The sequence below is a fragment of the Methanobrevibacter sp. genome (assembly GCF_045541095.1).
GTDB lineage: Archaea > Methanobacteriota > Methanobacteria > Methanobacteriales > Methanobacteriaceae > Methanocatella.
The window spans coordinates 1-19,882 of the sequence record NZ_JAZQIJ010000127.1; the positions used below are offsets into that span (position 1 = coordinate 1).

Here is a 19,882-nt window from a genome sequence, read left to right on the forward strand (position 1 = left end):
ATATTTCAACAAAATTGCGAAGATGTCATTGAAGTAGCTAAAGATTGTATTGATAAAGGAGCAGACGTGTTGGAATTTAGGATAGATGCTTTAAAAAATCCTGAAATTTCCGAAATCAAAAATACAATTGAGGAAATCAATTTCCCTATGATTGCTACCAACAGAATCAGTTCCGAAGGAGGATCTTTTAAAGGAACTGAAGAAGAAAGATTCAACATTTTATATGAATGCTGCGATTTGGTTGACTATGTGGATATTGAGCTTCAAAGCAATGATGAATACATCCATAAAATTCACGATACTGGAGTTACAACTATTGTTTCTTATCACGATTTTGAAAAGACTCCCGATTTAAACGAAATTACATATATCGTTGAAAAAGAACAGGAATTGGGAGATATTGCCAAAGTCGCATTCATGCCTCAGGATTTGGAAGACACATTAACAATATTGGCTGTCCTTTCACATTGCAAAGATACCATCGCAATTTCAATGGGTGATTTAGGAAGCTACACACGAGTGATGGCATCCAAATTCGATTCACCGATTACATTTGCTGCCGGAACCGACGTGACAGCACCCGGCCAGATTGATATCGAAACAATGAAAGCCCTATTGAATATGGATTTGAATATTCTGGATGAATGATACTATGTTTAAAAAAGCTATTTTAGCATTTTTTATCCTCATCCTGATTGTTTTTATTGCATTTACTTTTTTTAATAATGATTCAGTAGACATTTATATTGACGGTGAGAATGTCAGCGTCACTACTCACACCCTTTCAAATATCGATACAAAGGCTTTGAACAGGGAAATTTGTGATTATACCATTGATGTGATGAACGATACAACATCAGATGTAACTGATTTGAAAAATAAAATAAGCACACTCTGCATTGATTATGGTCTTGATGATGTTGAGGTGAATCTGGATTCAAGTATCGGTAAAAATCAGATTCCAGTTATGGTTTATGTTGATGGAACATCAATGCTTCCTACCTTGCAGGATGGTCAAACAGTAATATTCAATAAAACTCATAATGTACATGTTGGCGACATTGTTGTTGCAGATTCAGATGAATATGGCGGAATCATCAAAAGGGTTGGTGATATTCAAGGAGATTCAGTGTATCTGATAAGCGACAACAAGGAAATTTCCTATGAATACATAAACGGCAACCTATTTGAAATTCAGGGAATTAGAACATGGGTAGACATTTCAGATATTAATGGCGTGGTAATAAAATATTAAAAGGGATAGGGAAATATTGATATTTCCCCAATAAAATAAAAACTATACTGCTTCATCACCTTCCTCACCGGTTCTGATTCTGATTACATTGTCAATCGGATAGATGAATATTTTACCATCCCCAATATTTCCGGTGTGTGCTCCTTTTTTAATTGCATCAACAATCAGGTCAACACCTTCATCTTTTACAACTATTTCAACACGTGTTTTAGGAATCAAATCAATACAATAACTGGATCCCCTGTAGGATTCCCTTATTCCCTGTTGGCTTCCTCTTCCTTTAACCTCAGTCACGTTCATACCTTCGCATCCAACTTCCATAAGGGCTGTTTTAACATCTTCAAATTTTTCCTGTCTTATAATGGCAACAACACTCTTCATTATAATCACCTCCATCAGTTAAGATTATATGCAGATTCCTTGTGAAGATTACTGTCAAGTCCTCCAATCTCTTCACTTTCTTCTACTCTTATACCACCTACAGCTTTATCTATTACTTTGGCAAGTATATAACTTATTACAAATGAATATACTATAGTAGCAATTACACTTATAATTTGTATTACCACCTGATTCGGATTTCCGTAAATCAATCCTGCCACGCCCCCTATTGAAGGAACAGCAAATATTCCTGTTGCAATTGCTCCCCATACACCGGACATACCGTGTATGCCCCATACATCCAAAGCATCATCATATCCAAGTTTAGGTTTGAGGTAGTAAATTGCAAAGTATGATATAATCGGAGCCACTGCACCTATAGCCAGTGCACCGAAAACATCGACAAAACCTGCAGCAGGAGTAATTCCTACAAGTCCTGCTACTGCACCGGAAATTGCACCAAGAACAGTCGGTTTTCCAACCACATATGTATCGATAATTGTCCACATGATCAACCCTGTTGCAGCAGCAACATTTGAAACTATGATTGCATTTGCAGCAAGTCCGTCAGCTGCAAGGCCTGATCCTCCGTTGAATCCCATCCATCCAAACCATAAGAGTGCAGCACCCAGTACTGCATATCCCAGGTTGTGTGGAATAAGTGAAGTGTCTTTCCTTTTTCCCAGTACCAATGCAACAGCCAAAGCAGAAATACCTGAGTTGATGTGAACTACTGCACCGCCTGCGAAGTCAAGTGCACCCATCTGCATGAGCCATCCTCCGCCCCATACCCAATGGGCGACAGGAACATATACCAGGCAAGCCCAAAGAGGAACAAAGATTATCCATGCTTTTGTTTTCATCCTTCCAACTAAAGCTCCTGATAGAATTGCACAGGTCAAACCTGCAAAGGCACATTGAAACATTACAAAAAGCAATGTTGGAATTGTACCGTTTAAATCATCCAATCCAATCCCCTGCAGGAAGAAGTTGGTTGGTGCTCCTATTAATCCATTTATATCATTTCCAAATGCAAACTGGTAACCGAATATTACCCAAATTACACTGATTATTGAAAATGCTATAAAACTTAAAAAAATTGTATTTAAAACATTTTTACGTTTACTTAATCCTCCATAAAAAAATGCTACTGCCGGAATACTCATTAAAAGCACTAATAAAGTACAAACAAGTATCCAAGCAGTGTCACCAGCACTAAACATATCCATTTTATCATTCTCTAAATAATTATTAAATAAAAATTATTGCACGTCGGCAATTATTGTCGGAAGTATACTTCCGATATATAATGATTAATCATTATCATATATAAATATTTTGGAAAACCAAAAATCAAATGTATAACCATCTAAAAAAATGTTGGCCAAATTAAGATTAAAAATCAATTTTTTAAGAAAATATTAAATATTATCTTTTTAAAAAATTAATAATAGTATAGTTTAAATTTTTAAAACAAATAAATAATAGTGTTATTATGAAAGGGTCTATAAAAGCAAATTTGTTAATATTTTTAATAATTGCCGTTATGGCATTTGTTATAAGCAGCGCATTTGCCAGTTTAACAATTACTGAAGATAATGACTCATATAAATTAAGTTCAATTGAAAATGATTCCTTTGAACCTAATTACATTGATGAAGTTCCGACCATTATAGAACCGGTTAAAACAAATATAACCGCAAATAACACTACAGATACAAACGATACGATACATAATAGAGATATAGACGACAAAAACGATACATGGATTGAAAACCTTACTGATGGCGACCTTTGGGATGATTGATAACATGGCTGAGAAGAAAAAATTTATCAGAGACAGTGTCTATGGAGATATTAGCTTAAACAAATTCGAAGAAAGAATTATGGACATGCCGCAATTCCAACGTTTAAGAAGAATCAAGCAGTTAGGTCTAATCAACCTAATTTATCCAGGCGCAACTCACACCAGATTTGAACATTCTGTCGGAACCATGTATCTTGGATCCAAATTAGCTACAGAACTCGATTTGGCAGATGATGATATCGAACTGATACGGGCATCCGCTCTTCTGCATGACGTGGGTCACGGTCCGTTTTCACATGTGTCTGAAGGTGTTTTGTCAGTCCCTCATGAAGAATTCACCAAATATGTCGTTACAAAGACCTCCATGAGAGATTTGCTTGAGGAGAAATTTGACGTTAATGAAATAGTTGACATAGTAACCGGAAAAGGTTACCTTGGACCAATCGTTTCAGGTGAACTTGACGTGGACAGAATGGATTACCTTTTAAGGGACTCACACAATACAGGAGTCGCCTACGGTGTTATTGATTATGAAAGAATCATATCAAATCTGAAACTTGACGACGGATTGATATTGGATATCAAAGGCGTTCAGGCCGCAGAAGGAGCATTGGTATCAAGATATTTCATGTATCCGAGTGTATATCAGCACCACACAACTAGAATCGTCAATTCAATGTTCAGACGTGCCCTGAAAAGAGTCATAGATGAAGATATCATCAAGGAAAATGAAATCTACAAATATGACGATACAGACATCATTTCAATGTTCAGACGCTGCGAAAATCCATTCGTAAATGACATCATGTCCAGACTTGACAACAGAATCATCATGAAAAGGGTAAAGACAATCAGACTCGATAACTTCAAATATCCTGAAAAAATGTATAAAATCGAGCAAAGCGCACTTAGAAAGGCTGAAGAGGAAATTGGTGAAGACTACAATATTGACAAGGATTACGTCTACATCAACATTGCAGAATACCCTCGCTTTGATGAAATGAAAACTCAAGTCAATGTGGACGATAAACTGTATCCTCTAACTGAAATTTCAAATATCATAGGTGCATTGAGCAAAGCCAGGTTCAATATCCCTGACATCAGCGTTTATGTTCCTCAAGAAGAGAAAAGCAAATTTGAAAAATTTAAACTAGAAAATTACCTTGATTTGCCTGAAATTGATAGAGAAAAATTCCATGGCATTCACTATGACCAAATTAAACTATTTTAGGAGATAATATGATTGTTGTAGCAATAACAGGCGCCAGCGGAGTAATATATGGAATAAGATTACTCGAAGTGTTGAAGGAATTAGGTATTGAAAACAGCCTAATTATAAGCGACGCCGCCAAAACCGTTATCAAATCAGAAACCGATTATAGTGCAGAAGAGGTAATAAGCCTTGCAGATACTTACTATGATTTCAATGACCTTACCGCTTCCATAAACAGTGGATCATTTAAAGCCGATGCATTGGCCATTGTACCGTGTTCAATGAAAACATTGTCATCAATAGCCAATGGATACGGAGCCAATACAATTACAAGAGTTGCAGATGTGAGTCTCAAAGAAAGAAGACCTACCGTAATTGTTCCCCGTGAAACTCCACTGAGAAGCATTCATTTACAGAACATGCTAACATTATCACAAGAAGGAGCTATAATCTTACCTGCCATGCCAGGATTTTATTCGACACATGATACTGTTGATGACCAAATCAATTTTATTGTTGGAAAGATTCTAGACTCATTAAAAATTGAAAACAATTTATTTAAAAGGTGGGAGTAAATGTTAGAAGATAGGGATTTCATTAAATCCTGTGACGTTCCAGGACCTACTAAAGAGGCCATAAGAGCAATATTACTATACAAATCCGAAGTGACAGATGCAGATAAAGTTGTTGACTGCGGATGCGGAACCGGAGGGCTGACCTGTGAATTTTCACAGAGAGCCCGAGAAGTAATATCCATCGATACAAATCCAGAAGCGATTGAAGTAACCCGAAGAAATCTTGAAAAATTCGGACTTGGAGACAATGTCACACTCATAAACGATGACGGAGCAAATGCCCTCAATGACATAGACGATATTGACATTGCAGTCGTGGGAGGCAGCGGCCGTCAACTTGAAAATATCCTCGAGATTGTTGATGAAAAATTGAATTCCAAAGGAAGAATACTGATTACAGCAATCCTTGTGGACACAAAAGTGGAAGCCGTGAATAAACTTAAGGATTTGGGATATAATCCCAAACTTATGGAAGTCAACGTTTCAAACGGCAGAATCCTGGACCGTGGAATATTGATGATGAGCGAAAACCCAATAGCCATCATCTCAGCTAAAAAAAGATAAAAATTGGAGATTAAAAAAATGAGTAAACGATTAAGTTGGAAAGCAAAATTTTCAATATTAATGGTCATTTTGATAATTGTCATCTATGGATCCAATTATCTCGTATTGGGAGATGCGGAACATATTATATCATACATTTGGACTCATTTAGGTTTCATTCCTGTAGATATACTTATTGTTGCATTCCTATTGGATGAAATTATTGAAAGAAAAGAAAAAGAGGCAATGCTTGAAAAACTTGACATGCTTATGAGCACATTCTTTTCTGAAATCGGAAACGATTTAATCAGTCAATTAAGCAGCGTTAATAAATATAAAGCCAATACTGAAAATTTAAAATCAATTAAAAACTGGACAGATGAAGACTACGAAAAGAAATTGAATGAACTTAAAACCACTACAATTGATTTTTCAGCAATGGACATTGCAGCAGAAGACAGAGAAGAATTTTTAGAAAACTTAAGGGTTCTTTTATCAAGTAAAAGAGAATTTATCATCAATTTGATAAACAATCCGAATTTACTTGAAAAAGAAGAATTCACAGGCTTGATAAATGCCATTCTTCACTTGGATGAAGAACTGGAACACAGAAAGGATTTCGCCCTGGTTTCAGATGCCGATTTCGGACACCTTAACGGAGATATGCAAAGGGTTTACAATAAACTGGTTCATGAATGGGTTTACTATTTAAGATACCTGAACAAGCACTACCCTTACATGATTGCATTGATTATCCGTACTAATCCGTTTGATGAAACTGCAAGCGTATATGTTAACGAATAGGTTATGGGGGATTTAATATGAGTAATGGAAAAAGTGAAAATATTAAATCTTGCATAATTTTATGTGGAGGTAAAAGTAGTAGAATGGGGCGTGACAAAGGTTCAATGATTGTTCATGGAACTCCTATGATAAAACATATCCTTTCTACACTAAACCACCAGATAAACGAAGCTATAATTGTTTTAAATAATAAAGAAAGAATTGAAAAATACAGTGAATTCATAAATCCCGAAGATTATACCTACAGCCTCACCTTTGTTGAAGATAAAATCAAAAATAAGGGCCCTCTTCCTGGAATAATGACAGGATTGTCCAACATTACAGGAGATTATGCACTTGTTCTTCCCTGTGACAGCCCATATGTTACACAAAATTATATTGAAACTATTTTTAATGAAATTGAAAAAAGTTATCAGGCCATCGTTCCTTACCATGATGCAGAAAACAAGATTAAAACCTCAGAACCGCTGCATTCAGTGTACAATAAAAATGTCGTGGGAATTATTGACGATCTGATCGGTGAAGACATTTTGCACATCAAGGGACTGATAGAAAAAATAGATACAAAATTTGTTTTGATTGATAATAAAAAAATAGAAAAAAAAGAATTTAGAAATCTTAATCGTCCTTCAGACATTTAAAGATATTCTATTAACTCTTTTACTTTTCCTACTGCAGTATTTACACAGTAGAGAATATCATCTTTTGTTAATGGTTGTTTACCACCTTTTTGCATTGAGCAAATGTGGCCGTCTTTTGTAACACCAACATTCAGACGAGCGTTAGCAACTCTTTCTTCTTCCAATGTTGGGTCAATAACCATCTTGTCACCAATTTTAACAAATGTACATAAAGCAAGTTCATTGTTTATTGGTAAATCAAAAGTTTCATCTTCACTTAAAACTACATCATCATCTACTACGGTTGCAACAGGCAATTTAGTAGATTTAAGTGCAGCCATGACAGCTAATTCACATGCATCAAACAGGTTTCCGCAGTTGTCTATGATGTGTAAATCAATGAAAAGCATCCAAACGTGTTTTCCTTCTTCAACACATAATTTATCCAATTCCACTAATTCACTTTCACGAATACCTCTGTCAACTACACGTGCAAGTTCGATTGAATCTTCACTAGGTGGCCCTGGTTCAAATGTAGGGTCAGCCATTGGTAACATTTCACAATTGGTCATTAGAACTCCTAAATCAGGAGTGTCTGGGAATGGGCTTCCAATTTGTGGTTTGATACCTACAATTACTTGGGTTCCTCCTAATTTCACACGAGCAGAACCTTCAGCTTTGGAAATGACATCAGTTTCAATAGAAATATCCCTATATTCTGTTAATTGTCTGCCATCTTCTCTTTTATCATTTTTGACAAGGTTAGTTATACTTTGTCTTGTAATTTCCGGTACGATATCCATATTTTCCACCCACTATTCTGTAGAATACCTTTTCATTAAGGCTTCTTTTTGAATTTCATTTACTTTGCGACATCCTTCCATAGCTAAATCAATGGCTTTTGCAAATTCTTCTTCAGTTAAATCACCGTCACTTTGCAGTAATGTGATTTCACCAGTTCTAGGCATCATAGCTATAGGAACATCAGCTTGACCTTCTTTATCTTCATATTCGGACAAGTCAAGTACAATTTCGTCATTGACTTTACCTGCAGCACATCCTACTACTATATCTTTCATAGGTACTCCTGCATCAACCAAAGCAACGGAAGCTGCTGTGATTCCGGCACAACGAGTTCCTCCTTCAGCTTCAATTACTTCTATGTAAATATCAATCATTGAACGTGGATAATTTTCCAACATCAATGCTGGTCTTAAAGCATCTGCTGTGATTTTAGAAATTTCAGATGATCTTCTGTCTGGACCAGGTCTTTTTCTGTCATCCACTGAAAATGGTGCCATGTTATATCTGCATCTGATTACTCCGGTATTAGGTTCGAGCAATCTTCTAATGTATGATTCTCTAGGACCATATACAGCTACTAAAATTTTATTTCCTCCAACTTCCAAGTAAGCAGAACCGTCTGCACGTTCAAGAACTCCTGCTTCAATTTTGATAGGTCTTAATTCATCAAATTTCCTACCGTCTTGTCTTATCATTTCTGACATCATATCTACCTCTCATAAAACGAAGAATAAATAATCATTATTTATTATTCAAAATAAAAGAATTATTTGAGTTATCACTTAAAGATAATGAATTATCTTTGGATTTATTTTTCTTTTTTAATTCTTCAATAACTTCAGCAATATTTGGCTTATCTTCTTTTTCTTTATTTTCTTCAGCTTCTCTTTCTTCTTGTTCTAATTCTTCTTTAAAATTCTGAAGTTTAGGTTTTTCTAAAACAAATTCCTCTTCTTGCTCTTCAACTTCTTCTTCAGGTGGCAATTCACCATCAATAGCTAAGTATAATTTGTTTTTGATTTTATTTGTTAAACCAGAAGTATGAGCCTCAGCTTCAATTAAATGAATAATGTTTTTGGTAAGCTGTTCCATGTCTTCGTCTCCTTTTACCCAAACGAGACCGTTTTGACCAACGACAATTTTACAATTGGTCTTATCCTTAATCATGTTAATCATAGAACCTTTTTTACCAATCAGTCTTGGAACTTTGGTTGGAGCAATATCTACAATAATTCCTCCTTTGAATTTGCCCATTCCTCTTCCTTTTAAACCGAGTTTTGCCTTTTTGATTTCATCAACATCGACAACTCTTAAAAATAGAACATCGCCAACATCATAAACTTTGTTGAGCTCTTTTTTCTCACGACCAAACACTTCAAAAGCAGGTAAAATTCCGGAATAAGGTGAATTAATGTCAACATCCCACATTGAGAATCTTACATCATTAATCTTACCTATTACAACATCTCCTTTTTTAGGAACGTATTTGCTTTTTAGAGGAATAACTCTAATTTTTTTATTCCTTAAAGAAACAAGTCCTATTAAAGAAGAGCAGACTTTACCATTTTCTTTAAAGGTACCTCTTCCTGAATAGTATTCATCGTCAGCCAATACCTGACCAGGAATAACTAAATCTTTATTTTCCACATATATCATAATAATCCCATAAGCATTTTAATTGTTATTTAATAGTTCTAGTTTCTGCATCTCCACCTGAGATTTCAGCCATTTTAGCAGCAAATTTATCTTGAAGACCTCCAGGCATTTCTATTATGCCAATCCAGGAGCCGTCTTGTTGCCATTCTTCATTAATTATTTCACCGAAACCATGAATTACAGAATAAGCACTGCCTGCTGCAGAACCTGGAAGTCTAACAGCTACTTTGACCTTTTCGAATTTGATAGGAATAAGTGGCTTAATGGCTTTTAAAGCTGTTTGAACTTGTTGGTCAACAGAAGTAAATGGATCAAATTTAACACGGGCCTCATCACATGCATTTTCAATTCTTTGAACGGGATGTGGAAGACCATTTTGAGGATTTATAGCTTCTTTAGCAATCTTATTGATAACTAACTTTCTTTTATCCTCTTGCATTTTTCTTTTTTGATCAGCAGTCAATTGAACTGTTCCTTTTTCTAGTATTATCTTAGAAACTTCAATAGGATCAGTGGTTTCAAAAATTTTATTCATAGCTTCATCAGAAGCTTTATCCCCTTTTTTGGAGTCTTTAAAAATTTCTTCAACAGCTAAAAGATCTTCAATGGCAACATCAGGGCCATCAGGATTTCTATAATCAGCTGCCAAATCAGGGTCAACCAATATTTCAAAATGTTCACCGCAATATTCGTATTTAGCAATAATAGCTTCATCAACATTGACCATTGAAACATCTCCCAACTAAAAAAATTAAATAAAATTATTCTTCATTTTCTTCAGAATCTTCTTCAACAGATTCCTCAACGTCTTCTTCTTCCTCCTCTACAAGCACTTTATCGATATATTCCTGTACTTCTTCATGAGAAAGTTTGACATATTTTCCATCATCACATCTGATTACAGCTATTTCAACATTATTTGAAGTAGTGTCATGGTCTGTTGCATCATTGATTGCAGTTAAAGCCAATTCAATAGCTCCTTCCAATGTAATGTCATCACTGTATTTTTCTTCAAAAATATCCATAGCAGCAGCTCTGCCTGAACCGATAGCAGTAGCCTTATATTCAATCAATGCACCGCTTGGATCGGTTTCGAACAATTTGCATTTTCCGTCATATACTCCACCAATGATTAAAGCGGAACCGAATGGCCTTACTCCACCGTTTTGGGTGTATAGCTGTAACATATCACATAGTTTTTTAGATAAGCTGTCAACCCTAATAGGTTCACTGTAGGTTATTTTGTTGATTTGTGCTTCCACTCTAGCCCTTTCAACCAACGCCCTTGCATCTGCAACAAGACCGGAAGTGGCTGCTCCGATATGTTCATCTATTTTAAATATCTTTTCTATAGATGACGCTTCAACCAAACTAGAAGTTGTCCTTTTGTCAACAGCTAAAATAATTCCTTCAGAACTTTTTACACCGATAGATGTAGTTCCTCTTTTTACAGCTTCTCTTGCATATTCTACTTGGAAAAGTCTTCCATCTGGGCTAAATACAGTAATAGCCCTGTCATATCCAGCATTTTGTAAAGGTTGCATTTATAATACCTCACATTTATAAAATATTTTTTAAATAAATTTTAAAATTTTAATTCAACTACTTTAAAAACATAATTTAAAAATCAAAACCAAATCTCCATGAAAAGGCAAATTTTAATTTTAATCGCTACATTGTAGTCTATTAAAATATTTGTTTATTCTTTTTCCATAAATCCATTTGTTATTTATATAAATATATTATTTATAAATGTTTCTATTTTAAACTAACAAAAAGTAATTAAATATATTTCCGTGAAGCCTTGATAGTTCCGGACAATCCGATTGTGGTGATTGCAATACGGTTGTTTTTATACATGTTCACCAAAGCCAAAGCTGATCTTACCTCATCAACAAAACCCCTTTGACATCTCACAATGGCAGTATATTCAAAATACTCATGAGTTTTATCCATTTCATAGAATTTCATAACCCATAAGTTAAAATTAGAAGTGTTAAGTTCCCCCTGAAGACGAACACAACCGTCCCATACGATTGTAACCAAATCATCTTTTGAAATTGGAGAGAATGATTTTATCTCAACTGTAAGATATCTGTTGTTTTTCCTTAAAGTAGGTGGCAAGACCTTAAGCTTCATCCAAAACCCTCCTGACACCATTAAAAATGAAATTTTTACGTTCTTTATTAAATTCTAAGATATTACCTGCAGTTTTAAATGATTTGTTGATTTCCGCTCCGCTCAATCCTGTCTGAGCGAAAAACGCCACAAAATCATGAGTTGATCTGATATCAAAAACGCTTTCTGCACGGGATGATAAAATCAAAGGAAAGTCAAATTTCCTGTACAGAGTATAGATATCCTTAAAATTGGAGATGACCTTTGACCTATGGGAGAGGTAGCTTCTCAAAACATCCTTAAAGCACAGTTCCACTGCAACGTTATTTCTTACAGCTTCCTTTGCCAAAACATGATTAAGACCTCCATCGAATCTTTTCAGATACGGTCTTGACAAAACATCAATCTGAACATTTTCCAAAACTGCCCTGTTGACCTTCAAATCCCCACCGATTACGGAAATGCATAGTGATTTTTTTCTAAATTTACGGGTGAATTTTCTGATTTCGGAAACATTGTTTGATTCAATCTCCAAAGTATAATCAAAATCTATTATGTTGCCTATCACTTCAGAGAGTTCGTCCTTGAACTTTAATGCATCCTTAAAGTCATTTTGATTATATGAAAAATTAATATGTTCCCATCCATATTTGGAAGCCTCAACGGCCAAAGCATGATTTTTTTCCAAGCCGTTTCCCACAATATTCAAATCAAAAAACATAGTAGTATTTTACATTTTATTTATATTAAAATTTTGTTAAAAAAAAATAAAAAAAGTGATTGTAAAATCACTTATTGATATCTAAAGAATTCAACTTCCCAGCTAACAGTTTCATAATAATCAATAGTGAATGTCTCGGATGAGGATAATGTACATGTGAATGAGTCTGATCTGGTCTCAACGTCACTATGTGAACCCCAATCCACGCCACCGGACTCCCCATTAGGTCCGGTTACATAGAGATGGTTTGTAGCATAATTTTTAATAGGATATGCAGAAAGCTTTACCATTATCTTACCTGAAGGTACGGAAATGCTTTGTGAACCTGAACCTGAACCCGAATAACTGCCTATGGATACCCATGATTTTGACTCCTCAACAGTTGTTGTTTTGGATTGTGAAGAAGATACAGCATGAGTTTGGCCACTACCTTCATCGGCGGAGGATTCAACATTTTTGGAAGATGAATTTTCAACAACATCACTTGCTGTTTGAACATTGTTTGAATTCATAGACCCCGCAAAATAACCCATTACAGCTACAAGCATTATGATTACAATAACTAAAGCTATTATAATATATTTGGAATTGCTTGTCCCTGAATCCCCACCAGCAGGAGCAGATTCCATCGGAGTACCGCAACTTGCACAAAACTTAGCTGATTTTTTATTTTCAAAACCGCATTTTTCACATTTCATAAAACTCACAAAAATTAAACTGTAATTAATATTTTGGACACAAGATATATAATAACATACCTATTTGACTAGAAACGTACCCAAATTATTTAAACAGTTATTAATCTAGTTGTAATAAACTACAATGATGTTATAAAATATTTTATAGTATTAACTATATAATACTAATCATGTCCAACGAATATGATGAGCTTTTGAAGTTAACTTCTTATGTTCAGATTTCTAAGTACAGAGAAAAAACATTAAAATCTATTGGGGATGAAGTTAAGATTCCAACTCACATTGCTAAAGACAGTGGAATTAGAACTAATCACATTTCAAAAGTTCTAAGTGAATTAAAAAGTAAAGATATAGTCGAATGTATTAATGAAGAAGCCCGTAAAGGCAGATTATACCGCTTGACCGATACAGGTAAAGAAGTATTAAATGAAATTAATTCAAAAGAGGATTAATTTTGTTCAATCCCTTCTTTTATTCTCTCTAATTCTTCACGAATAATAGTTTCCTGAGATGCTTCTTTAAAAATATCCAATAAAACCTGCAACAATGTTCTATTTTTTAATGATAATGGCAGACTGTCATTAGTTTCAGTCAAGATTTCTTCATATGACGGAGCAACTGAGTCTTTTCTGTATTGAAGTTTTATTTCATCTCTTAAATTACCGTCAATATACTTTTCCAGATATGTAATTATTTCATTTGCAAAGGAATTTCCGAAAATTACCATGCCCTTAACCGATTCATCATCCAGTCCCATCTGTTTAATCAATAAATTAAAGGAACCATAGTTTTGATAACCGTAGGGAACAAAACGGCCTTCAACGGTATGTGCACAATATTCATTCATGATTTTAAATTCAGGAAGAGTTAAAAAATACCAAATGAAACTCTGAAGTGTAGTGGATGGTCTGACTGAAAAAATATCGCACAGAAGGTTTTCAATAATGCTGAACAACAGATAATGTGCCAATTCATGTATGATTGTGGAAATCTGAACAGCATCCACAAGGCGATCATCATAATATATTCCGTTTCCGAGGAATATGAATCCCCTCTCATAGCCTCTGGCCTTTGGTCTGCATTCGGTAAAAACACTTGCTAAACTTAAAATTTTATTTTTTGTGGTGTTTCCGTAAACTTCAATATAATCTGCACGTAAAAATATGTTTTTTAATAACTTGTTATATTCCACATCACTTATTTCAGCATTGGACAGCAAATCTTCGTTATACTGGCTGAACAATGTATCGAAATCGTTGATTTCAATAGGATTGATCTGCTTTTTACACTTTATGCAATGTGTTGCATAATCCAGATTAACTTCTCCGCAATACGGACAGACATGTTCCATTACCAGTTTATTGCCACAATGAGTGCAATAATTGTTCTCCTTGAAATTTAATGTTCCGCACAAGTCACAATTAATCAATTAATCACTACCTAAACATGTCTTTAATAGATTTGACAGTATTATTTATGGAATTCTTTCGCATAAAAGCCATTTTTATGTTTTTTCCACAATTATGACAATATTCCGAATCCCAATCCAATATCTCTCCACATGAACATATAATTCTGGTTTTTATGGATTTTTGGGGATTCAACGGCCTGTCACAATGCTGGCAAAATTTAGATCCCTTCGGATTCTTATGCCCACATATGCAAACAACGACTGTATTTTCATTGTTGAGGTTCTGACCGCATTCGGTGCAATAGTCTGCAGTGGCATCATTGATTGTCGAACATGTGCACAGGATATAAATGTCATTTGTTTTCCCATAATTTATTAGAGGCCTTCCGCAATTTCTACAAAACTGCGCGAACTGCTCATTTTCCTCTCCGCAAAAACAGAATATTGGGTTTTCAAATTCCAAATTAAAATTGCTGTAGTTTTCATAAGTTTGATGTTGTGAAACCTTCAATTGCTTTCCGCACATTTCACAAAAAGCATTTTCTCTGGAGTTGATGGCTCCGCATTCACATAATATGTTGTCCATTGAAAATTCCGGTTTTGATTTATTCTTTAGGAATTTACCTAATTTGGAAGGGGTTCTTTTTGTTCCGCACATGTAACAAAATTCATTATTGACCTCGTTTAAATAACCGCAGGAGCATATTTCATATTTAAAATCATTCCTGTTTGATTTGATGTATGGTGAAAAGTCTATATCCAAATCAAAAAATCCGATTGAATGAATTGGAATATCGAATACCTGATTTTCACCATTTACAATGAATCCTGTTTTTGAACCGCAACCTGGACAATAAGGTTCATTTGGAAGTATTCTGTGACCGCATTTTCTACAATAATTGTCTAAAACCATTTTTCTGCATTTATTTTTTAGTTAAACTTTGAATCTCTTCAACTACCTTATACAGCACTTCCTCACCAAGACCTTCAATGTATTTAATGGAACCTGCACATTCATGACCTCCTCCGTCAATTCCTGCCTGAGGAACACGATTGATCATAGTTGTGACAATTTCATTCACGTTGAAACCGTACTGTTCATTGACAGCATCTGTTGCTCTGAATACTCCGAAATCAGGACCATGGCCCAATGTAACAATTGGCTTGTCCTCGCCTAATTCTTTAATTACATGATCATGTATGAATCCGCAGGTTTTTCCTGGAGCCGGGAATGTGAACTTATGTGCGAATTTTTCAACATCGATAAGATTGAAGTAAATTCCGTTTTCAAGCTGGGTTCTTTTGATATTTGGAAGAGCTGCTTTAAGTTGAGTATCGACTCTCTTTTGATATTCCTTATACAAAGCATCTATCATCTTTTCGTGCTTGTCGATATTGTCAACGGCAAGGATTGTATCCATTATTCCTCTTCCGTTCATGAATCTTAGGAAATATGCTTCAAAATCAACGCATTCGGCTATTTTTGCAAGGTGTTCTTTTGTAAATCCTTTTTCACTGGCCAGTTGCAGATACTGATATACTTCACCACATTCGGCACGGTCACCCAATGCTGCAACAGCAGGCAGGTGTTTGATTAATTCCTTAACAGAAGGATTTATGATGTGTGCAACTTCAGTTGCAAGAGCACCAGCAGTAAGCTGTGAATCTCCACCTACAAGATACGGGTTTACATGAGTGTCGACATATTCATCCACAGCTACGGTTCCTCCATATATTTCACCGTCTCTGATGTCTTTTGTTATCAAATCACCAGGAGAGTGGTGGTCTATAACGACAACTTCAATGTCATAGATTTTAGCCTGCATAAGGGCAACTATATCCTCTTCAGTGGAACCGTTATCCAAAAGCACAATTAACGGCAGTTTCTGACCATGTCTTTCTTGGTCTTCTAAAGCGAAAGACAAGTCCTTTACAACATCTTCCAGTTCATAAAACGGTGCTTTTGAAGGGGAACGTTTGAAATAGTAATATTGCGCATCATTGCTTGGATTGGCCTCTTCGATTAAAGGTACGATAGCCTTTTCCATAGCAACACCTGAACATATTCCGTCGGCATCATTGTGGTGTCTGAGAAGAATTGTCCTGCCATCAAGTATTGCCCTTCTGATTTTTTGTGCTGCCTCATACATCTTCGGTCTGAGCCTGTTTAAAACATCACTTTTGACCAAGAAATCAACATCTTTTGGTTGAGCTTTCTTGTTTAATGCATCATCTATTAATTTTAATAGCTTTATTCTATTTTCTTCGGAAAGTTTTGTCATGGAAGATGACTCAATCTGAGTTTTTCCACCATGTTCGTTGACTTCTCCAATGACCTGAACTGCATCACCGACATCGATTTCAGGATATGACCTTTCACCGGCCTTATCAAAAGCGGCAATTTCGGTTATGCCGGATTCATCGTTGATGATGAATATTGTAGGACCTGAAGTCTGCTGAACCTGCTGAACTTCACCGTCAATTCTAACCATTTTACCTTTCTTCTCTTCCAGCTTGCCGATTAAGGTTCTTGGAATTGATTTGGTCAATCTTTTAAGCTTGTACTTGTCAACATAAGCAGGTGCAAAATCAATTTTTCCATCCCTTGATTTTATTGCTGTTATAAATACTATTACATCTTCACCAACATTGTAATCGGAAACATCTCCTCTCATGAGTCCCCAAACGTTATTGTTCAATGTGACAAATGCACCGTATCTTTCAATCCTTGTAATTCTTCCTCTGTATAACTTGTCCTTGTCGATATCTCTCATCTGACATAAATCATCAAGTATGTAAACGTCACGTGCCTGATTTCTTTGAGCTTCATATGCATCATGCTTCATTTTTTTCACCTTCCTTTTTTCACTGCACTCTGAACAAACGTCCTGTCCTTCCTCAATCAGCTTACCGCAGTCACGGCAAACTTCCACCTGACCTGTACCATGACAATGAGGGCACTCTTCAAACACTTCAACCTGACCCTTACCATTACATACTTCGCATGGAACATCCTGATCTGAACCTAAATCGAACTTTGCTCTTGCTTTACTGTTAACTCCTTTAAAATGACTGCCTACATCAAATAAATCATCTTCATAACCTGTTCCGCCACAGGCATCACATTCCTTGTAGTCAACTACAACGGAACCTACTCCTTTACATTTTGGGCAATTTGTCTTCAATTTAAAACCTCATAATCTAAAATATTCATTTAAATAAATCTGAATTATTTTGAACTAACATGTCTCTTTGATTCTGGAATTCCTTAGCCTGAATCATCATATCATTAGCCTGATAAGCATAATTTGAACCGGTGTAGTTTGATTGAATTTCAAAACACTCTATAGCTTCCTTGAATAAATCAACCGCCTGAAGTTTGAAATTGATTTCAGTTATCACAGTATCTATGTACTGCTTGTGGACAGCATTTATATCCGAAGAGCTGTCCCTAATTTCATTTAGCATTTTCAAACTACTGTTAAAATGTTCTCCGGCAGAATTCGCCTTTTCCATTCCATCATAAAAACTTTTACTGTTGACCAAATCAACCGCCTCATTATAGTCGCTGTCACCCTGAACAATGCCGTCGCTAATGGCTTGCATTGATTTGTTCATATTATCGGTTGAACTTTCAACAAAAACGATGGCAGTTGAAACAATTAGTAAAACAACAATAAAAATTATCAATTTTATATAACTAGACACGATATATATTATTTAAAAACATATTATTAAAATTTTTCATGAAAAAAAACTTTATATATGTTCAATTATTATTTATTATATACAAATCAATTTTGGTGAAAACATTAAAGTAACATTTCTAAACCCCCCTCAGACAAATTCAAAATACAAATTTCTAGGTGTTGTTGCCCCATCATTAGGCATAGGTTATATGGCTGCAGTTTTGGAAAAGCATCATATTGATGTTGATGTTTTGGATGCTTCAGCATTGGAATTGACCTATGACGAGATTGGAGAAGAAATCCTGAAAAGAAACCCTGATATCGTATCAATCAGCGCACTTACACCAACCATTGGAGTGGCTCTCGATTCAGCAGATAAAATAAAACAGGTTAAACCGGATACAGTTATCGTCCTGGGAGGTTACCATCCAACTTTTGAATATGAAAGCGTTTTAGAAGAAAAAAGCGTGGATGTAGTTATCAGAGGCGAAGGAGAATACACTTTCCTCGAACTTGTACAAACAATTGAAAACAATGGGGATTTAAGAAATGTTGCGGGTCTGGCTTTTCATGACAAAAGTGATAATTCTCTCATAGTTACTCCTGACCGACCGGTAATTCAAAATCTGGATGAACTGCCGTTTCCGGCATTTCATCTCTTTCCTATGGAAAAATACAGGATTTTAAACATTACCACCAATGTCGCCACCATCATTACAACCAGAGGATGTCCTATGCAATGTTCATTCTGTTCTTCAGCAGCACTCCATGGCCATAAATTGCGCAGAAGATCTGTCGGCAATGTAGTGGACGAAGTTGAAATGAGGCTGAAAGAGCAGAATATAGATACAATAGCATTCATGGATGATACATTCACTTTAAACAAACGTTTTGTAAATGAATTCTGTGCAGAAATCAAAAGGCGCAACTTGAAATTCTGGTGGGGCTGCACTTCCAGAGTTGACACTCTTGATAAGGAACTGCTGCAGACCATGAAGGATGCAGGATGCATCACCATATTTATAGGCGTTGAAAGCGCCGACCAGCAGATGCTTGAAAAAATGAACAAAAATATTACAGTCACAAAAACTGAAAATGCATTTAAAATTGCCCATGAAGTAGGTATAAGAACAATCGCCTCCTGCGTTATCGGCATGCCGGAAGACACCCATGAAAGCATAAAACAGACAATAGATTTTGTTAAAAATTTAAAGCCGAATTATGCATTATACAGTCTTGCCACACCGTATCCGGGCACAAGATTTTACAATGAAACATTCAAAAAGAATTTGATTAATATTAAGGACTGGTCCAAATACACTCTTTTAGATCCTGTTTTACAAACAATTGACTGTTCCAGTCAGGAACTTCGAAGCATCCAGAAAAAAGCATTTCTCAAGTTTTATTTAAGGCCGAATTATCTTATCCGTCAGGTTTCAAGTGACGGGCTGATTTTACTGAAAACAGTTCTTGGCGTTTCAAGACAGATTATATCAAAACAGACCAACGGCAATACTGATTATAACAAAACCAATGTTAATCAAACAAAATAATTAAAAATAAAAAAAAGAAGTTTAAAGATTTCCT

At 35.4% G+C, this 19,882-nt stretch carries 24 protein-coding genes; 10 read left to right on the forward strand and 14 right to left on the reverse strand.

The features are described from left to right. Nucleotides 1-648: type I 3-dehydroquinate dehydratase (gene aroD, locus ACKI2P_RS05235; protein ID WP_407375670.1), on the forward strand; the 648-nt coding region annotated here is incomplete at its 5' end. Between the two features lie 4 nt (nt 649-652). After that, complete coding sequence (locus ACKI2P_RS05240) at nt 653-1,255, forward strand: S24 family peptidase (protein ID WP_407375672.1); 603 nt, start codon at nt 653-655, stop codon at nt 1,253-1,255. A 42-nt stretch (nt 1,256-1,297) separates the two neighbouring features. On the opposite strand, the gene ACKI2P_RS05245 is transcribed toward ACKI2P_RS05240, so the two are convergent. Next, nucleotides 1,298-1,636: a P-II family nitrogen regulator gene (locus ACKI2P_RS05245; protein WP_407375674.1), complete on the reverse strand. Its 339-nt coding sequence runs from the start codon at nt 1,634-1,636 to the stop codon at nt 1,298-1,300. 14 nt (nt 1,637-1,650) lie between these two features. Continuing rightward, nucleotides 1,651-2,865: an ammonium transporter gene (locus ACKI2P_RS05250; RefSeq protein WP_407375676.1), complete on the reverse strand. Its 1,215-nt coding sequence runs from the start codon at nt 2,863-2,865 to the stop codon at nt 1,651-1,653. Between the two features lie 317 nt (nt 2,866-3,182). Between ACKI2P_RS05250 and ACKI2P_RS05255 the strand changes: the two genes are divergently transcribed. From ACKI2P_RS05255 to ACKI2P_RS05280, 6 genes are read left to right on the forward strand one after another with little or no spacing between them, the layout of a single operon-like run. Further along, nucleotides 3,183-3,443 (forward strand): hypothetical protein, encoded by a 261-nt coding sequence (locus ACKI2P_RS05255; RefSeq protein WP_407375678.1) that lies wholly within the window; start codon nt 3,183-3,185, stop codon nt 3,441-3,443. Nucleotides 3,444-3,447: 4 nt separating this feature from the next. After that, a complete protein-coding gene (locus ACKI2P_RS05260) occupies nt 3,448-4,674 on the forward strand; it encodes an HD domain-containing protein (protein WP_407375735.1) in 1,227 nt (408 codons plus the stop codon). Between the two features lie 8 nt (nt 4,675-4,682). Continuing rightward, nucleotides 4,683-5,231 carry a UbiX family flavin prenyltransferase gene (locus ACKI2P_RS05265; protein ID WP_407375679.1) on the forward strand — a complete coding sequence of 183 codons (549 nt, stop codon included), beginning with the start codon at nt 4,683-4,685 and terminating at the stop codon, nt 5,229-5,231. Then, nucleotides 5,232-5,795 carry a precorrin-6Y C5,15-methyltransferase (decarboxylating) subunit CbiT gene (gene cbiT / locus ACKI2P_RS05270; RefSeq protein ID WP_407375681.1) on the forward strand — a complete coding sequence of 188 codons (564 nt, stop codon included), beginning with the start codon at nt 5,232-5,234 and terminating at the stop codon, nt 5,793-5,795. It abuts the gene before it with no gap. An 18-nt stretch (nt 5,796-5,813) separates the two neighbouring features. Continuing rightward, entirely contained in the window at nt 5,814-6,578 is a 765-nt protein-coding gene (locus ACKI2P_RS05275; protein ID WP_407375683.1) for a hypothetical protein, read from the forward strand. A 17-nt stretch (nt 6,579-6,595) separates the two neighbouring features. Next, complete coding sequence (locus tag ACKI2P_RS05280) at nt 6,596-7,219, forward strand: molybdenum cofactor guanylyltransferase (RefSeq protein ID WP_407375685.1); 624 nt, start codon at nt 6,596-6,598, stop codon at nt 7,217-7,219. On the opposite strand, the gene rrp42 is transcribed toward ACKI2P_RS05280, so the two are convergent. The 8 genes from rrp42 to ACKI2P_RS05320 form a co-directional block, all read right to left on the reverse strand. Next, entirely contained in the window at nt 7,216-8,001 is a 786-nt protein-coding gene (rrp42, locus tag ACKI2P_RS05285; RefSeq protein WP_407375686.1) for an exosome complex protein Rrp42, read from the reverse strand. The two genes, ACKI2P_RS05280 and rrp42, sit on opposite strands and share 4 nt — an antisense overlap. A 12-nt stretch (nt 8,002-8,013) precedes the next feature. Further along, nucleotides 8,014-8,709 carry an exosome complex exonuclease Rrp41 gene (rrp41, locus tag ACKI2P_RS05290; RefSeq protein WP_407375687.1) on the reverse strand — a complete coding sequence of 232 codons (696 nt, stop codon included), beginning with the start codon at nt 8,707-8,709 and terminating at the stop codon, nt 8,014-8,016. 34 nt (nt 8,710-8,743) lie between these two features. After that, a complete protein-coding gene (gene rrp4 / locus ACKI2P_RS05295; protein ID WP_407375689.1) occupies nt 8,744-9,658 on the reverse strand; it encodes an exosome complex RNA-binding protein Rrp4 in 915 nt (304 codons plus the stop codon). Between the two features lie 25 nt (nt 9,659-9,683). Then, complete coding sequence (locus tag ACKI2P_RS05300) at nt 9,684-10,385, reverse strand: ribosome assembly factor SBDS (protein ID WP_407375691.1); 702 nt, start codon at nt 10,383-10,385, stop codon at nt 9,684-9,686. Nucleotides 10,386-10,419: 34 nt separating this feature from the next. Beyond that, nucleotides 10,420-11,202: an archaeal proteasome endopeptidase complex subunit alpha gene (psmA, locus tag ACKI2P_RS05305; RefSeq protein WP_407375693.1), complete on the reverse strand. Its 783-nt coding sequence runs from the start codon at nt 11,200-11,202 to the stop codon at nt 10,420-10,422. A 238-nt stretch (nt 11,203-11,440) separates the two neighbouring features. Then, complete coding sequence (locus ACKI2P_RS05310; RefSeq protein WP_407375694.1) at nt 11,441-11,797, reverse strand: Rpp14/Pop5 family protein; 357 nt, start codon at nt 11,795-11,797, stop codon at nt 11,441-11,443. Continuing rightward, entirely contained in the window at nt 11,787-12,497 is a 711-nt protein-coding gene (gene rnp3, locus ACKI2P_RS05315) for a ribonuclease P protein component 3 (RefSeq protein WP_407375696.1), read from the reverse strand. The genes ACKI2P_RS05310 and rnp3 overlap by 11 nt, the downstream gene beginning before the upstream one ends. A gap of 71 nt (nt 12,498-12,568) precedes the next feature. Further along, on the reverse strand, nt 12,569-13,195 hold the full coding sequence (locus tag ACKI2P_RS05320; protein ID WP_407375698.1) for a zinc ribbon domain-containing protein: 627 nt from the start codon (nt 13,193-13,195) through the stop codon (nt 12,569-12,571). Between the two features lie 170 nt (nt 13,196-13,365). On the opposite strand from ACKI2P_RS05320, the gene ACKI2P_RS05325 reads away from it, so the two are divergent. Continuing rightward, nucleotides 13,366-13,647, forward strand: coding sequence for a transcriptional regulator (locus tag ACKI2P_RS05325; protein ID WP_407375700.1), 282 nt, complete (start codon nt 13,366-13,368; stop codon nt 13,645-13,647). Here ACKI2P_RS05325 and ACKI2P_RS05330 read toward each other — a convergent pair. From ACKI2P_RS05330 to ACKI2P_RS05345, 4 genes are read right to left on the reverse strand one after another with little or no spacing between them, the layout of a single operon-like run. Continuing rightward, nucleotides 13,644-14,624: a zinc ribbon domain-containing protein gene (locus tag ACKI2P_RS05330; protein WP_407375702.1), complete on the reverse strand. Its 981-nt coding sequence runs from the start codon at nt 14,622-14,624 to the stop codon at nt 13,644-13,646. The two genes, ACKI2P_RS05325 and ACKI2P_RS05330, sit on opposite strands and share 4 nt — an antisense overlap. A gap of 7 nt (nt 14,625-14,631) precedes the next feature. Further along, nucleotides 14,632-15,519 (reverse strand): double zinc ribbon domain-containing protein, encoded by an 888-nt coding sequence (locus ACKI2P_RS05335; protein ID WP_407375704.1) that lies wholly within the window; start codon nt 15,517-15,519, stop codon nt 14,632-14,634. Between the two features lie 10 nt (nt 15,520-15,529). After that, nucleotides 15,530-17,791, reverse strand: a complete 2,262-nt coding sequence (locus tag ACKI2P_RS05340; protein ID WP_407375705.1) for an OB-fold nucleic acid binding domain-containing protein — start codon at nt 17,789-17,791, stop codon at nt 15,530-15,532. A 25-nt stretch (nt 17,792-17,816) separates the two neighbouring features. Continuing rightward, complete coding sequence (locus ACKI2P_RS05345) at nt 17,817-18,314, reverse strand: hypothetical protein (protein WP_407375707.1); 498 nt, start codon at nt 18,312-18,314, stop codon at nt 17,817-17,819. Nucleotides 18,315-18,417: 103 nt separating this feature from the next. Between ACKI2P_RS05345 and ACKI2P_RS05350 the strand changes: the two genes are divergently transcribed. Further along, nucleotides 18,418-19,848, forward strand: coding sequence for a B12-binding domain-containing radical SAM protein (locus ACKI2P_RS05350; protein ID WP_407375737.1), 1,431 nt, complete (start codon nt 18,418-18,420; stop codon nt 19,846-19,848). Nucleotides 19,849-19,882 lie beyond the last annotated feature (34 nt).